8 protein-coding genes are annotated in these 18,386 nt (G+C 35.0%); 2 read left to right on the top strand and 6 right to left on the bottom strand.

Annotated features, from left to right (window positions below; all coding sequences use genetic code 11):
* The first annotated feature begins 17 nt into the window (after positions 1 to 17).
* Complete coding sequence (locus BN2628_RS14065) at positions 18 to 575, top strand: GNAT family N-acetyltransferase (protein ID WP_044228377.1); 558 nt, start codon at positions 18 to 20, stop codon at positions 573 to 575.
* Here the strand turns inward: BN2628_RS14065 and BN2628_RS14060 are convergent.
* From BN2628_RS14060 to BN2628_RS14035, 6 genes are all read right to left on the bottom strand, one after another.
* Positions 553 to 1,149, bottom strand: coding sequence for a YqgE/AlgH family protein (locus tag BN2628_RS14060; RefSeq protein WP_044228380.1), 597 nt, complete (start codon positions 1,147 to 1,149; stop codon positions 553 to 555). The two genes, BN2628_RS14065 and BN2628_RS14060, sit on opposite strands and share 23 nt — an antisense overlap.
* 215 nt (positions 1,150 to 1,364) lie before the next feature.
* Positions 1,365 to 4,580: a glycoside hydrolase family 2 TIM barrel-domain containing protein gene (locus tag BN2628_RS14055; protein WP_044228383.1), complete on the bottom strand. Its 3,216-nt coding sequence runs from the start codon at positions 4,578 to 4,580 to the stop codon at positions 1,365 to 1,367.
* A gap of 46 nt (positions 4,581 to 4,626) precedes the next feature.
* The gene (locus BN2628_RS14050; protein WP_055100433.1) at positions 4,627 to 8,262 is read right to left on the bottom strand and encodes a DOMON domain-containing protein; all 3,636 of its coding nucleotides are present in this window, start codon (positions 8,260 to 8,262) and stop codon (positions 4,627 to 4,629) included.
* Positions 8,263 to 8,266: 4 nt separating this feature from the next.
* Positions 8,267 to 10,108 (bottom strand): hypothetical protein, encoded by a 1,842-nt coding sequence (locus BN2628_RS14045; protein ID WP_044228576.1) that lies wholly within the window; start codon positions 10,106 to 10,108, stop codon positions 8,267 to 8,269.
* Positions 10,109 to 10,113: 5 nt separating this feature from the next.
* The gene (locus tag BN2628_RS14040) at positions 10,114 to 11,931 is read right to left on the bottom strand and encodes a glycoside hydrolase family 88/105 protein (protein ID WP_044228386.1); all 1,818 of its coding nucleotides are present in this window, start codon (positions 11,929 to 11,931) and stop codon (positions 10,114 to 10,116) included.
* 459 nt (positions 11,932 to 12,390) lie between these two features.
* Positions 12,391 to 13,779, bottom strand: a complete 1,389-nt coding sequence (locus BN2628_RS14035) for a hypothetical protein (RefSeq protein WP_044228389.1) — start codon at positions 13,777 to 13,779, stop codon at positions 12,391 to 12,393.
* Positions 13,780 to 14,501: 722 nt separating this feature from the next.
* On the opposite strand from BN2628_RS14035, the gene BN2628_RS17660 reads away from it, so the two are divergent.
* The coding region (locus BN2628_RS17660) for a fibronectin type III domain-containing protein (protein WP_055097842.1) at positions 14,502 to 18,386 on the top strand (3,885 nt) is incomplete at its 3' end.

Below are 18,386 nucleotides of genomic sequence, written 5' to 3'. Positions count from 1 at the left end.
TAAAGCATTAAACATCAATGAAATACCTTTCCGGAACAAATATTCACTTAAGAGCTTTGGAGCCAGAGGACCTCGATATTCTTTACCACAGTGAAAATGATTCTTCTCTCTGGCAATATGGCAGCACATTAGTGCCCTATTCCCGATTTACTTTACGTGAATATTTACAAAACGGACAAAATGATATATATCAAACCCGCCAACTCAGACTCATGATTACATGTAACAAAGATAAAAAAACTGTTGGGACAATAGACCTTTTTGACTTTGATCCTCACCACCGCAGGGCTGCAATCGGAATTCTTATTTTTCCTGGGGAGCAAAATAAAGGATTCGGGACTGAAGCACTTAATCTTCTTTCTGAATATACTTTTGAATTTCTTCATTTGCACCAGCTATATGCCCATATTCCCCAAAACAACACATACAGCCTCAAACTATTTTCCCATTGTGGATTTACTCAATGCGGATATCTACATGAATGGATTCAAAAAAATGCATTCCAATATGAGGATGTCATTCTAATGCAAAAAATTGAACCCCAAATCTCAATTAATTCAAATAAGGGAGCTTAGGATAATTGAGCCATGTCCGATATTCATCCCCCAAACCTTCAACAGCCATCCGCCAAAACAAATCCCCCTCTTGAGAGATACATTGCTCAACAAAATAATTATTGTTTACAGCCCATACACGCTCTTCTATTTCTTCTGAAAGCTGACCGGAAGACCAGCCACTATAACCAATAAAAAATTTAATGTTATGCTCTATATTATTACCACTTCTCAAATAAGAAACTATAACATCAAAGTCACCTCCGATATAAAGACCTTTTCCAACTTCTATTGCATTAGGAACCAAATGCCCTAATGTATGTAAATAATATAATCTGTCTCCCGACATAGGCCCCCCGCAAAAGACTGGTATTTCAGTTAATTCTTCCAATCCTTCAACCAGACGATTTAAAACAAGTCCCGAGGGCTTATTCAAAACGAGTCCCATTGTACCTTCAGCATTATGCTCAATCAGAAATATAACCGAACGTTGAAAGTACGAATCCGTCAATAACGGTTCAGACACCAACAAACATCCCCGCGCAGGCTTTATACTGCTACAAGGTGTCCTAAATAATCCGGACTCTAACTTCATTTTTTATTTTGTATTGATTATGAAAATAAAAATACAAAATCGTTTTGATATTTACAATAGTTCCTATATTTTTTTCATTTTCTCATTTTTTTTATTTAAACAAATAAATATCAATATAACACTCACTAAAATACAAAGAGGAAGACAAAATCTTCCTCTCATATATCTAAAAGGCTATTTTTAAAATCTGAGCTTTCTATCTGGGTTATATTTTTTCAATCATTAATTACAGGACAAAGACTAAAGCTGAAAGACATTGGTTTTGCAAAAAGAATATATTTTTCTAATGGAGGAGGGCCACAACTCCGATTTCCTATAGGATACGTCTTATAATCTATATTCCATGTAATATCGTCCATATGCTTCAACTGACTCTCATTCTCAGCCTCCGATAAGTTTTCAAGAGAATAGTGCATGGCACTCGATTGGATATAAGGCATACCTTCCGCAATAAGTCCCGTACCGCTATTATCCGACAATGATACCCAAGAACAACGATATTTATTGCCATTTTCCTGTGGATATACATGATGAGTAAATTGTTCATCTACAGTTCCCCGATACAAACCTAGACGAGCTCCAGAATGTCTGTCATTATAAGAATCAAAAGGTCCATATCCATACCATGAAAAATTATCATATCCGGATTTTACAGTCATTGTATATCCTACACGTGCAAAACTTATAATGCTCTTATGAGGCTGTAAATCTGTACTGATTACCACTTTCCCAGATGAATAAATTGTATATTTTGTCGAATAATCAATATAAGCCTCATTCCCTACTTCTTGAGCACGATATTTAGTCAAAATAACAATCGAATCTCCATTAATATTTTTCTGATTAAATGATTTCAACTTATGTTGGAGGCTATCCAATCCAGCTCGAACCCACTGACGGGATATTTCATTCCCTTCCGGTTTATATCCACCATCATTATGGGTTGGAGCACGCCAAAAACTGAGCCGGGGACCTTTCTCCAAAAACTCTTTCCCTGCAACAATCCAACTCCGAATCCATCCGGTTCTTGAATCAAATACAATATCTATATTAGCATTATAAATTCTTATTCCATTTTTATTTTTTTCGACAGACAATTTATCCCCCTCTGAAACTGTATTAATTGATACCATTTTTGCCTTTTGTAAGGTAAATTGTTCCCAAGCTATTTCAAACCCCTTGGATGCCCATAAAGTATTTTCTTTAAGACTAGCATTAACTTCTAATATAACTTCCCCTTTCAACCCAGAATAATCTGCATCAATTCGGACTTTAGACACAGTCCCCGGAGCAGCATTGACACCTGTCAATACCCCTCTTTTTACGACTTTTCCATTATCCATCAATTTCCACGAAAAATCAAAAGAAGAAAGCGATAAATAATTATATTCATTTTTAATAGCCAACACTCCATTGTTATACTCAAAATTGATATGTTGATATATCTTCTTACACTCGTACAATGCCGGTTTTACTGTTCTATCTGCAAATACCAAACCATTTGTACCATTCATCGAAGAAAAATATTCTTTACCCGTCACGCTATCTTTCCGAATGACACTTTGATCTACCCAATCCCAAATATATCCACCGATTAAACGAGGATATTTTTTAACTGCATCCCAATATTCGCGATGATTCCCCAAAGCATTCCCTTTGGCATGCGCATATTCACACATTAACACAGGACGGACTTCTGACTTTTGTGTTGCCAACTTTATAATTCCTTCTACTGAAGGGTACATTGTACTCACAACATCAACAGCCGGAGGCTCCGGCGGATTCACTGCCGGACGATTCGTTTTCATAAAATCAAGACCATAACCATATTGCCTAGAACCACCATTATGCATATATGCCTCAAAATGAATCATCCGAGTAGGGTCATAATCCTTAACCCATGATGCACGAGCTGCATTATTGTATCCCACACCAGATTCATTTCCCAATGACCAAAAAATAATTGATGGATGATTCTTGTCTCTTTTCACCATTCCGGAAACACGATCCAATTGAGCAAAAAGCCACATTTCATTATTTGATAATTCTGCATCTGTACCACAAGTTTCAACATTTGCCTCATCCATAACATATATTCCATATTCATCACAAAGGTCATAGAATACCGGATCTGCTGGATAATGAGATGTTCTCACTGAATTAAACCCAAACTGCTTCATTAACGTAACATCTTGTACCATCCTCTCATAAGGAACTGTTTTTCCAAACCAAGCATCATGATCATGTCTATTCACACCATACAGATATTCCCGCTTCCCATTTATATATAACTCACTGTTTATAAATTCTATTTTACGAAAACCTATACGAGAACTTCTTGATTCTACCGTATTCCCTTTATTATCCTTCAAAGTTAAAACCAGAGTATATAAATGGGGTGTTTCAGAAGACCACAACAACGGAGCTTTCACTTCTGTTTCTAAATATTTTGCTAATGAGAAATTTTTCTGATATTTTTCCGATATAATTTTCTCTACAGGCATTGACAAATCTACCCCATGGGCAAGCACCCGTTCTTTGGAATACAACCTAACCTCAAGTGCCCAATTTGATATATCAACAGGCTTTTTTCTCGCGATAAAAGGGCGTACTCGTAATTTAGCATCCTTATAATTTTTGTCCAAATCCGTTATTACCGCAAAATCTTGAATAAACACATCTGGACATGATTCAATATAAACATCTCTACATATGCCATGAAAACGCCAATGGTCCTGATCCTCTAAATAAGAACCATCGCTCCATCTCAAAACCTGAACAGCTATCTGATTTTCCCCGTCTTTTAAATAAGAAGTAATATCAAAAACTGCAGGCAATGTACCTCCATCTTCATTATATCCAACTTTTACTCCATTTATATATAAGTAAAAAGCTCCTCTTACACCTGAAAAATGAATTAAAATATTCTGTCCAGTCCACGATAAGGGCACATTAAAAGTTTTTCTATATAAAGCGATATGATTATCTTTACGAGGAACAAAGGGTGGATTGACCGGACGGAATTCATATCCTTGACCACAATACACTTGTTCTCCATATCCTTGCATCTCCCAAGTCGAAGGAACAGGAATATTATCCCACGAAGTATCATCCAGCCCCTCACTCATAAAATCAGATGGAAGTTTTTCCCAATCAGTTATAAACTTAAATTTCCAAAGTCCATTTAATGATAAATAGCGTGGTGAAGAAGACCTATTCACTTCCAATGCCTCGTTTTCTGTCGGAAATGATATAGACGTAGCTGCATATGGTTCTCTATTTATACTGTTTATCAGAGGATTCTCAAACTCCTCTTGCCCGAATTTAACAGGAGATGTATCATATACATCACTTCCACTAACTGGAGGAATCTGTGAAAAGGCACAAAAAGATAAGCCTAATAATATTCCTGTAAATACACATTTTTTCATATCTTTATATAACTAATTCAAAAATGGAATAAACCCTATCAAAATCTTACTTCTCAACTCCAAATTCTATTTCATTAGCCCAATGTTCCTTCCAATCGGGGTGAAATGCCCGAGAATTTTTCTTTGACACACTTCTTCCACGAGCGATTTCCATACATGCTGCCCCCGCCCCATCATCATTAATTCGAGCAGAAAATTTTATATTCTCTCCTTTATCTATAGCTTTTTTTACCTCCGGAATTTCAGACCAAGGAATGGCACATTCATAATATAGAGTACTACCTTCACGCACAATTTCCAGCTTGCCATTTTTTACAGCTCCATCATAAATCGATTTTGGCTGACGAGGATAAAAATGCTTCCGAGGCATACCCGGAGTTAACAATCTCCAAATTTCAGTTCCACCTCCATATTCTGGAGCCACTTTATTTAATGCATATTCATAATCAGTACACTTATAACCGATATAACGAGGCATTGTTCCTTTTGAACACGCATCCATGCCATCCTTACCTATCGGTATAACATTAAAAGCTATCAGAATATTGTCCGTGGCAACCCCTGTGGTTCCATCAGGTAACACAGGTTTTTTCCGATAAGTAAAACGACGCACCCCCTCAGGCCATACCAAAGGTACCAAATCATCCAAGGAAACTATGTTACAAATTATATCCTGAGGAAGCAAAACCTTTGTTCCAACCAGATAATACCCCTTTTCTCCATATTTCCCGATCCAATTCCCGACTGTATCAAAATCTTTACCAATAAGCACTGCTGAAGCTCCACTTTTCCCTGTATTAATGATATTATCGGATGAATCGAAAAAGACTCCTGCCAATTTAGCAGTATACCACCACCCATATGCAGAAAAACGTATCCTAATATTTCCTGACAGGTCCAATATTAAATAAGTTCCATCCCAAAGCTTATCAATTTTTGTCGTCAACAATTCTTTCCCACTATCCTTGTCATAAACAGTGACTGATACCCCATTTTGGTTTACATTCGGAAGATAAAATGATGTTCGAGTATATTTATCTTTTGGAAGACTGATATCCATCCCTATGGACTGAGTCGTAGAAACATTTTCTATATAATTCATCACTCGTCCTTTTTCATCAGGCAATTGTAATGCTCCTTGAACTGATTCTGAAACATCTGCTGTGACCATCGTAGATTTCATTGCATATATTGTCTGCATATATGCTGTATCTGGATAAAAATATTGATTATCATCACGAGTTTCAAATCTTAACGTACCTTCATTGGGCGTTTTATCAGCCACCTTAGCTGCAAAATAAAAATAATCATCATCATATGCCATATACGTCTGGGCCAAACCCTCTGCGTTCTGATCAAATTTCTGATAAGGATGCCAAGCAGCCTCCGCCAACGAAATACTCGCTTTTGACGAACCCACAATCGTTTGAGGTATGATTTCTCTCCAATCATCTAACTGTCCATCTACCGTGATACTTCTCTTGGATATAAAATTTACATGCATATCTTCCCAATGTACGGCAAATCCATCTTTACCTGCATCAAAATAAACCTCTAAAGGATATTTATTTTCTGCATTTGCATGTCCCTCCTGTATTTTTACTTTAATTATCTTCGTTTCATTAGCTTTAAACGAAATAGCTTTCGGATAAGCTAGCGTTAGACCTTCTATAGATACATTTAAATCCCCTTTTACCGGACGATTCAATATATTAGTCAATATTAGTTCCATTTCTGAATTTTTAGAAATTGTCTGTGTAAAATCCTTTGCAACAATTTCTAACGGTTCATAGCCTTCAATTCTTGAATTAGAAATTGATTTTATTAACCTTTCAAAAGACCCTTTTTTACCGTTGACACGCATATAGTATCCTTGGTAGTTTAAAGGAATCTCATAAATCCCATTTTTTGGAGATATCCTATTCCCATAAAAATCATATAACAAAAATGTAGGATCTGCCTTCACTATCATTTTACCGTCAGTAATCGGATAATATGTATCTAATTCTTCCTTAATAACTTTATATTCCTCACTATCATGCGATAATGTTTTAAGTTTTTCACGCCTCTGTATTCTTTTTCTAGCTTCTGTCAGACTACGGACATTCCGAAATAAAACATTCTCTGCACCAAAGGCTTCTCCCAAATCTCCGGCAATAGTAACTGTACCATCTTCTCTATTACCATTATATCCATCAAATACCATAACCCACGGTAAACCATTTTTAAAAAGTAATTCTTTAAATTCTCTTTCTCCTATAAGATTCTGGACTGCTCCCATCGCAGCAGCGGCAGACCAGGTGTTATGTAATTTAGAAATTGTTTCTGTACCTTTCTCTGTACGGATAGTCACTGTACGAGCCGAACGATTGGGATCTCCCGAGTACATATACCCGCCAAAAATACCCATCGAACGATCGTATCCTGCAGAACGATTAGTTGCAACCACCAATCCTATCCGGTCATCCGTGTTTCCAACCCAACTTTCTGTATCCCATATTTTAACTCTTCCTTTATGCTCTTTTCTGCTATTCCATTCAGGATATAAAACTGGAGCTTCCATTCCTTGATAATGAATAGACAAAAAATCAAATATAGGTAATATATCCATGGTCCCATCAGCAAAAAATTTATCCAAAGCGTTAGAATTTGAATCTCCCCCCCCAACAAGAACATCTATATTTTCTTTTCGGGCATCAATAACTCCTTCTGCCATTTTTTGATATATTTCTCGATAACGTATCATATCGGCCTGCCAACCAGAAATAGACATTCCCTCCCACGGTTCATTCCACAAGCAAACGGCAGTAACCGGCCCCTTGGGCCAACCAAATCTCAAGCACAATTCCTTCACGTATTTCTTAAAATCATCATCCATATCCGGCATCCAAACCAAATCTTGCTTTGTCCTCAAAAAATGTCCATTTCCATCAAGATGTGGCCGTGTTGTACCCAAAGGTAAAGAAGAGGCCATACGACCTTCCCCAAACATCAACATAACCGTAATATTATTGTCCATATATTTTTTCATTTCTCCTGCTAAATCTTGCATAAATTTTTGATAATCAGGAGATGTTGTGGATATATATGGAATGCCATGACGTATAGATTGTACTCCTACCCGACTAAGGAAATCAACACCCAAATCATCCAAAGATTGCTTTGGATACTGCATCTTTACAGGAGACGGCTTCATGCTATAAGCAAAGCTCGTTCCTAACCTTCTACCTTTTTTCCCTAAATCAAATACAATTGCATACCCACCATAGTCTTTGATATCATCTACCGATACAGAAACATTTGTATAACCATTAGGTGTAATTGAAATATGAACAGGAATAATTTTTTCATAGTCAAGTTTTATCATTTGTGGTAACCAAATATTATTGGGTATGCCTTTTGTTCCATATCTAATAATATGGATTTTTGCATCAGTATCTATAGGTTCTTGAGTATTGTTGACCACTTGAAATTTAAAATTAATATCATCTTCTGGCCAAAATACATTAGCTGGAGCAGATGATTCAATTAACGTAACATCAAAATTATAAAAACGAAGATTATTTTTAACCCCCATCACCTCCTCATATCCGACCCAATCTTGGGGAGCTTTCATTTGAGGAAAAACTGAAAATATAGAAAATATTAATAAACTCGAAAGTATAATTATTCCCTGTTTCATATCATTAGTATTTAATTTCATAATCATTTTTTATTCTAAATTCTTCATCAGGCTTTTTTAAAGCTTTAACTTGCATTTCTTCAGTAGAAACAGTAAGATACTTTTCATCAACCTCTGTCCGAATTTCTCGTTTTTTCAAAATCGAATCCGAAAAAGATAGGTATAGTGAAACGACTGCTTCTTCCATTTTTGAAAAATCAAACTTTCGTTTTTCTCCGGAATAAATTACATAATCTGCCCATATCCGATCTTTATCACCACCTACAATCCACTGTCCTTTTAACTCATCCCACCTCACATAAGGAAGTTTTATAAAACAAGATATATCCCGAGACTTCATCAAAACAGAATTCTGTTTTCCGTCAATAATTGAAAATTCAGTATGAGATATATTACCTCCTATTTCAAACCTTAATCTCAAATCTTTAGCTAAAATAGTTGAATCCTTTATCCTATCTATACTTGGATGCTTATCTCCTCCATTATATGCAATATTAAAAATAGATAATACTGTTGCAGAATCTTGTACGCATTTAATATTTACAGCAGAAAAATCATAATCGTCGTGTAAAAAACGGACCTGCATATAAGTTGGATCTTCCTGAGTACCCCAATGAACAATTAAAGGACGACACTGATTCCACATATATCCCTGATTTACAGATGCTATAGCAAAATGAGGATGTGCATACATTTTTCCTATTATATCTGTAGCTAAAATTCTTACACCATCATATACCTTTTGATTGACAGGTTGCAACTTTCCAATTAAAAAAGTATCTATTTCAATTCGAGGAAGCATCTGTTTTGTAAAAAGAGAAATTAAATCATCCGGTATTTTGTGAGGAGCAATTACATTAGGAATTCTCGGATACTCGCCTGGCAAATTTACAATACCATTTGATGCATTATAAAACAATCGTTTAAGATCCGGTGTCAGTAAACTACTATAAGCCCTCAAATTAGGACCGCACCATTGCCCAGAGGGTTGATGGAAATGGCGAGCAGCCATACGCCAACACATACTATACAATTTATCTACCATCTCCTTGTCCTCCGGATTTATAATTGTCCGTTTCATTCTCAACAATTCATTCATGGCAACAATTGTATATGTGGGACTATTATATTCAGTAAACCCCTTGTTATCAATCGTATAATCATAAAAATAGCGAAGTTTACCTCGAGCATAAGTACTAAGGTCAGGCAAATCCATCAAATCACCGACAATATAACAAACATAAATTCCCATTATACACATATTGGTATAATCTCCCTTTACATTACGTTTCATACTTGCTCGAGCAGCAAGTACCAACGCCTTCTCGATTCTATTTTGCAAATCACAACTGATATAATCTCTAAAATTAATCCATATATCAATCAAAGGAACTGCCATAAAATCAGCCCAGTTATAGTCTACAGGAGCTACCCGTCCATTTAAAGGATCTTCAGGATAATATGGCCAAACACCACAATAAGCCTTAGCAGTATCAGTTTCCTGCATAGGGAGTACAGTCTCTATAATGTCTATAGCTCGGCTTATATTATCTTTTTCTCGAGTATACATCAGTTCCACAGCATACTCTATCGATGCACGTGTTTCATGAACCACTACACCACTATCTAAATCACTATGATAATGGCGACCACTCGTAACAGTCCATGTCATCTTTTTCTCTTTATCATAGGATTTTTCTTTTTCAGCTAAATCTTTTTTTAAGAAATTTACTTCCTCTTCTTCTAAAACAACGGGAATAAGTTGTGTATTTCTCTTTTTTTCAGAACAACTACAAACAAAAAATAACTGTGTTATTACTAAGATTAAGGTTATAATATTTTTCATATTGGTCATTTATTTGCATCTATCATTTTCTGAACCTCTATTCCTGCAAATATCACAGCAAAAGAGCCATGTGTATCATCATCATAAAACGGTCGGTTTACATAATATTCCACATCTTCAGTACACATAGTTCCTACACAAATCTTATGAACGGTACCATCATCTTCAACTTCCGATGCTACAGCATTCCACCCTTTCTGCACAACAGGAATATACTTCTTTTTATCTAACCAACCATATCTAACGCCACGAGCCATCGCCATAGTAAAAATCGCTGTACCTGACACCTCTTCTGGAGAATCTTTTCTCTCAATCACATTATGCCAAAAGCCCGATTCATCCTGATATTTTACCAACGTTTCCATAAAAGTAACATATTGCTTCAATATCTGCCTATACTTGGGATGTTTTTTAGGAAGATACATCAACACATCCGACATTGCCCATGCTGCCCAACCGTTAGCTCTGGACCAGTGAGGAAGTTTTATTTCTGGACGAGAGGTATAGTTAGCATGCATATACAACTTTGCCTCCTTGTCCCAGACATGTTTAGTAAAATCCAGCACCTGATTTGCAGCATCATCAAAAAAAGCCTTTTGTAACTCTGGAGATGTTACATACAACCCAGCCTGTATTAAGAAAGGAACCCCCATAAACATATCATCCACCCATACAGTAAATTCTTCTGGAGTATTACGAGTATAATTAGTCATACCTTCACTTCTTATCTGCTCATGCTGTGCATAATGTATCATTTTGTTTATATACATCTCATAAATCTTTCTGTTCTTAAAATCCTGCTCTTTTCGTAAACGATAAATAATAGGCAAAGATGGTGCTAATGTAAAATCAAGTAACTTTGAATCAATGACAAGAGCATTAGCCGAATTATAAGCTTTCAAATCATTTACTTGATAATCAACAAAAGGAAGCCCCTCCATTTGATAATCACAAAAGTTTACAGCCCATTGATTATACCGTTGATTATTGGTCAACTCTGATAACTGTTGCATAGCCCACGCAACACCCCCATTGTGATAATTCCATTGATAAGTAGTACCCCAAGGAGCAGGGTCAATCATATCTCCCAACACTTCTATCTTAGGTATCGTCCACGTTACCAGTCCATCAAGTCCTTGGTACATATGTCCAAATACGAATTCTTTTTCCGGTTCGTTGATAATATCAATATTCGCACCAAAAGGTCCCACAACCAACCAATTAGTCAATTTTGGAATATTACCATCAATATTCTTCACGTTTTCCAATCCAATGTTCGGATATTCCGGTACAACAGATAATACAGCATCTTTTTCACTAGGAGGCTGTATAAACACACACCACTCACCTCCAAATGTTTCCGATTTTATCAAAATATCATTATTTCCTTTTTTTAGGAATAAATCAAAAGAAAAGGACATTTCCAAACTTCGTTCTTCCCTCACTATTTTTATATCTCGTTGCCCGAGTTTTTCATACACCAAAGTTCCATTACACCAAATTTTGCAAGCATCGTTATGTTCTATTTCAACTCGTATTGTCGTGTCTCTTGGAAAAGACATTTGTGTAAATGCATATGCTACAGCATGGTCTTTCTTTCCAAATGTTCTTCCAAAATCAATAAATTTCAAATAATTAAACTTATTGTTTTCTGGGAATAAAACCAACTTATATGCAAAGGGTGTATTTCGTATCAATTTATCTCCAATTCTCTGAACAGTCGTGACTGGAGACTCCTTCAATTGTTGAGACATCACATTTACAGAAAACAGAATACTCAAAACAATACAATAAAAATAGATCGGTGCTTTGTTTTTCTTCATGAATATAATTATCTTTAATGATTATCGTGGCTAACAGAATGTTAATACTTCTCTTGTGCAAAATTAATTTTCAGGAATCCAGCAAAAGAGTTAAAACCCCGATAAAGTAGATATAAAATACAAACAAAACACAAACAAAGCTTTACTAAAAGACTATTAAATAACATATTAGTTTAACAATCAATCAAAATCCTAAATCCATAATATTCCATATTCACCCTCCTTCAATAAAGAATTCCTCTCCCAAACTTTCAAAGATACAATCACTCTAATATAATCTTAAATCTTTATCTTCATAAAAAGGTAAAATTCCACTGAAAAAAGATTTAATGTTTTTCCCTCATCATTCAAAATATTTCGAAACTAAAAAAACTTCCTAAGAAAAAGACAATAAAAACAAAAAAGGGAGAATTGGATACCAATTCTCCCTTTATAGATATATTCTCCGTAATTTCTATTTCAATAAAGTTTTTCATCAAAATTTTCCTCATATACAACTTCACCATTCGGCTTACATACTTTTACATAATCGACAGCTCCACATCCTTTAAATCGTAAAATAATCTCATTTGCAACCCCTAACGAATTATTATAATTCATATTAAGAATTTCCGCTCCATCAACATAAAAAGTAGTATGTTTATTGATAACTTTAATAGTCATTACATGCCATTCGGATGGATTAAAATTAAAACGTTCCAAACTATGCCGTTCACCTTTAATTTCACTCTCTCCACTGATAAACTTCATATATGCATGACAATTCTCGTTCATCGTAAAACCATGCATTCCCTTATCCGATCCCATATACATCATCACATCAGCACAAGGTATGGCATGCTCCTCTGCCGAATTTCGCATCCTTGCTTCTAAAATAAAATTATCTCCATCTATTATACTTTTCTGATAAAATATATAACTGACAAATAAATGGTTCGATTGGCCAAGTCCCGGTATGCTGTCGAAAGGTAAACTTATGTATCCGTTTTCATTAAAAGCCTGACTTACAGGCAAAGTTTTTAATATTCCTTTTCGTTCTTCTTTGACAGATACAGACCAACCAGCTTTCCGGCTCTCAACAAGAATCCTCCTTATCTCTTTATCTTTATATTTTAAATAACAGGCTCCTTCACCTTCATAAATATATGTCGCATTTACGGTATTTATGGCTTTATTCAATTTCTTTTCTAAAATATCACCTGTCGCCTCTTCATATACAATCGTTATATCATCAAAAATTGATGATGGAATATTGTATGAAAATGTTACTGTCAATGGGCACAAACCCTTTACTTGCGAAGCAGAAAACTCAACTTTCGAGATAAGATAATCAATATACATATCTTTCAATTTATATGTATAAAATAGATAACCTCCGATAATAATAATTAAAGAAATAGACAAATAGAAATAACGTTTATTTAACTTTTTGGTATGTTCTGATTCTCTATTTTTAAAATCCAATTCTTCATTTTTATCCTCGTTCTTTACTTCTCTTTCTTGAGTCCGTATCTCATCAATATCTTCAGATTTCTGATTTTCCCGGTCATCCAATCGGACACCAGCCTCCTCTTTGGTCTTTTTCATTACAAAGTCTGTATAACCTTTATAACCTAAAAAAAGACAAAGGGCTTCTTTTGTCGCTAACTGAGGATTCCCTGTTCGTTGTTGGAAAAAGCGTTTCAGAGTATTAGCATTCACATCTATCTTAGTGACTTCAAAAATCATGCTTTCCAACGTCTTAAATTGGTTGAGACTCCAATCATCAGAATGTCCCCACGATTTTAAGAGAATATTATATTCTTCTATAATATCTTTTATATAGCCTCTCCCTGCAGTTTCTTTCATTGTTCTTTTAAGTCAACTAATTTCATTCAGAATAACATATTACAAGTCTTTAACATCTAAAACAGGAAATCTCATATAGAGACACAGCAACGTTTTCCGATAATATATATCCAAAAATATTCAGATTCTTTGTTATCTGTATACTTTATATCACAGAGCAAATTTTTTCTGATCGCACAAATTAATCTGATACATCAACCACCTCCATTATTCTTCACGATAATTTAGACATAATTTTCAGAACTATTTATTCAATCTTTTCACCATTACTCCATTTACACATACAGATAAAGCAAAAAACAATTATTATTAAAAAGCACTTTATGCAAAGATAAAACTTTTTTTTGATACCATATAAATATACAATAACAATAAATATAACATTACAGTCGAGAAACCGAAATAAACTCCCCCGACGATTTTCCAACTCGGAAACTCCATATTTTATACGATTATAATATAAATTTCATAGCATATAGACTTCTTTATCTTTTATTTTCTCATATTTTGAGAAACCAATAATATACCTACTTTACCTAATATATTGACAATATACTATATCATACAATGATATAAAAATCAACAAATTACCATATACATATAGTATGTTGTCCAATTTTTGGTCATATTTTGTCTATACTTTATTTTCATTTTATTTACAACAAGAACTTCTTTGTCTCATATATTTGTAACAATAATCTACAAAGAAGTTAAAAAACATCATGAACACAACAAAGCATTTCTTCCTCATCGTAACACTTTGTCTAATCTCTATTTCTATTAGTGCTACAAATGATATAATTTTTCTCAAAAATAATAAAGCAACAATCACTATTGACGACCACATCAAACACCCATTATATTGGTGGCCAAAGACTTTATTAACATATGAAATATACTCCAAAAATAAAATTTCTAAAAATGAATTAATACTAACCGACCAGTTTACGCACGAACAAATACCAATCCAAATAACAAATATAAAACCTAATCAATCTGGAGGAGAAAAAGCTTTCCTACATTTTATATCAGATTTACCGTCAGGCAAAAAATATTCATTTCTTTTAGAGAAAGGAATTCCTCAAAAAAAAGAGAACATTACTATCCAGAAAAAAGATAAATACTATCACGTCACTACAAATAAATTTTCAATACTCATCCCTTCTTCTCAATCAGGAGAAAAAGTCTCCGGACCCATTTCAAGCATATCTAAAAACTGTAAAATATGGTTCGGAAAATCTTACTTCAATACAAATCAACAGAAAGAAATAAAACTCGAAACTAAAATTACAACCTCCGGCCCCTTATTTGTAGAATTCGAACTTCATTATACATTTCCTTTGGGTGAAAAATACACTGTACTGGTAAAATGTATACACGACTATGATTTTATAGAAATAAAAGAAGATATGAAAAATTTTTCCGACATGGACAAATATGCATGGAGTATCGAATGGAACAATTTTTCTCCCACCCATCGTCAAGCCCCCAACCACCCTTATGGGCATCCTAATGAAAACTCAAGCGGATTTACAAGATACAATTGGGAAAAGATTGATCTTACAATGTTAAATTCTCATCATGGAATAACAAAATCTACATCCAATGACGGAAAAATACCATTCGAAGTAGGAATATTCGGCAACTGGCCTGCCGAAAACAACGTTACTTCTTCTGTATTCTGGGATGAAAATAGCAATCAATCTATCGGCTTATTCGTAAAAGATATAGAAGGATGGAATAGCTACAAATATCCAATATGGATAGATACACAGGAATTAAGTATAAAATTTTATTACAAAGATTCTCTATTAAAGTGGACTTATCCTCTAATCAACGGCAGTCGAACTTCTGCCTTAAGCTTCTATTCCCATCAGAAAGACATTGACTATATGAACAATCTGGAAAGACTTACTCATCCCCAAGTAAATGCTGATGGAACAAGCTACAAAATATCAATGGGACAACAATCATATAATTCATTCTTACAAAACAGATATAGTACATTAGACCTGAATAAGGTTAAAAATTGGTGCCTAACATATCCCGATTCCTTACCTATTCCAAAAATCATTTTTGAAAATGATAAAAGAATGACAACAAAAGAATTTGAGCAAAAATTCTTTTATGGACATTTTTCAAATGAACTTGCCATGAGTGGACCTTGTCAAAACAATGGATATGGGCCTACCTCTTCACGACTCTTTTATGATGAATACGTATGTATGATGAATGCCCTCATGCCTCAAATGAGTAAAGAGCAAAGAGCACGTATGACAGCTATGTTCCTCGTACATGCATATATCGCCGCAGGGGAAGAATATATGCCCATGAAACACATGCTCAGTGGACATCCTAATTTCTTAAGTGATGTAAAATCTGTCCCAGCATTTGCCTCATTTCTGTTTCCTAAACATCCCAAAGCTCAAGAATGGGCCGATATGTTTGAAAAATACATTGACCTGAATATGCAATATCATGTGCGTCCTGCTGTCAACAGTTGGGATGCAATAGGGGGAAGATGGACTGAAAATATAGGCACATATCTTTGGGCCAATTTAAGGCCTTCTCTTCGAGCCAACTTTCTCATGCAGCATTATCTAGACGGGAAAAAACGAATGGCAAATAAAAGGACAGCCATGTTAGGTTCATTTGTCTTAAATTCTCTATCAGCCCCATTTAACGGAGAGTCTCTGGACTTTTATAAAAATGAAAATGGTCAACTGGAAGGAATGCTTTACTGGGGTGTAGTCACTCCAGATATAGCACCGTCAAGAATATTTCCTCCGCAAGGAGCACATTCTGTAAGAAGACAACCACCTTGCGGGTATTGGCTATTAGGTAAAGAATTAGAAAACTATGCTCCATTGCTTTCCGAAAATATACGTTATATTTCTCGTCCAGAAGATCAGGATGCAGAAATTTATAGTAGAGAAACAAATTCTTTCAGACTCATGTATCCACTCGATTCGGAAGATTCCGGAACTCCTCCTCTGTTGGAAAGTACGAAAATTAACGGATATGGAATTATTTTAAGGGCTGCAGTCGGAACAGAGGATGAATTATCCATCCATTTGGGACAAATAGACAATGGGCCCAATTATCGTTGGGGCATTGTAGGAGAAGGAGGTTGTGGTACTATTTATTTTTATGCTAACGGGAAATCATATAGCAACAATGATAAAGAAGATATCGGTGATCGGCGTTTACAAGATACTGATATGTCCACAGGATTTGGTGTATTCAAAGATGGTCGATTCAAAGCCATTGGTCGAAATGAACTATCACGTCCCATGTATAATTTAGGTATCGGCCAGTTTGCTGAAATCACGGCATCTACAGACAGTAAATATTCATGGCCCGAATACCAAAGCAGAAGTATCATGCTGGTAGGTAGTGACTATTTTATCATTTATGATGACGTATATAACCAAAACATAGCCAGTCGCTTTAGTTGGTACACCCATTTAAATGACGATTTTCCTGAATTAGAAAATATAAAAGGTGGGGGACCAGGATACGTTTATTGGGATAGAAAACCAGATCTTATAACTCACACCGGAAACAGAACGAAAGGGCTCTGGTTTGACGGCACAGGAGATTTTATGACATTTGTCTCCCATAAAAAAGGGTTCAAAAGTAAAACGACTCCTTATGGTTGTATTATCACTTCGCCTGAAAAAAATAACGATTATATATTCCGTAATGATACACCTATAAAAGTTGACGAAAACAATATGGTATTTTCAGGAACTTCAGGCTTCATACGAAATAACGGCACACATCAGGAAATGGCAATTTTCCACGGGACAAAAATTGGGAACAGTGAATTCGAAATAAGGCCACACAATACAGATGCAGGACTCAGCGCTATTTATTTCTGTAAAGAAAAAATAAAAGGAGAATTCTATGCAATGGAAGATACAGAAGTTACCTTTAAATGGGACTTGATACCTATTTCCATATCCTTTTACATAGACGGCATAAGACAAAAGATTTACATCAAAGATAATCAAGTAACTGTAAATTTTCCTAAAGGAAAGCATATTTGGAATTTAACGACAGGACTTCCTGATTTAATACGTCCTGAAATAAAATATACCTCAAATGATAAAGGATTTGTCAAACTTTCTGTAATTCCAGTTAATGGTGCACAAAAATACCGGTATGAATATAGCACCGACCAAGGCAAGACATGGCAGACATACAAAGAACAAAAGGGAAACTCCATCATCATAAAACCCATAAAAAAAGAGTCCAAAGGGTATGTTCGCGTTTTTGCTTTAAATAAAGAAAACATAAGCCTCCCTTCTGTCATATATCCTGCATATTTTACTACAAAGCCTCCCCACTTCCCTGACGGATTGAAATTAAAAAAAGAGAACAATGGATATATTTTAGATTGGGGCAAAGTATTAGGATGTAACGAATACAGACTATACAAAAGGTCTCAAAACGGAAAATTTGAATTGATTTATAAAGGAAACGAAAACCAATTTATTGACAAGAACATCAATAGTGACATAATTTATCAATATGCCATTTCCGCAATTAATGGAAACGGTGAAAGTAAACTGTCTAATCCCGTTACATCAGATCCTAAAAGT

Origin of the sequence: Gabonia massiliensis, from assembly GCF_001403595.1 — a bacterium.
Classification (GTDB): Bacteria; Bacteroidota; Bacteroidia; order Bacteroidales; family Coprobacteraceae; genus Coprobacter; species Coprobacter secundus.
Note: the sequence above shows the minus strand (reverse complement) of the source record. Positions and strands in the feature narration are given on the sequence as shown.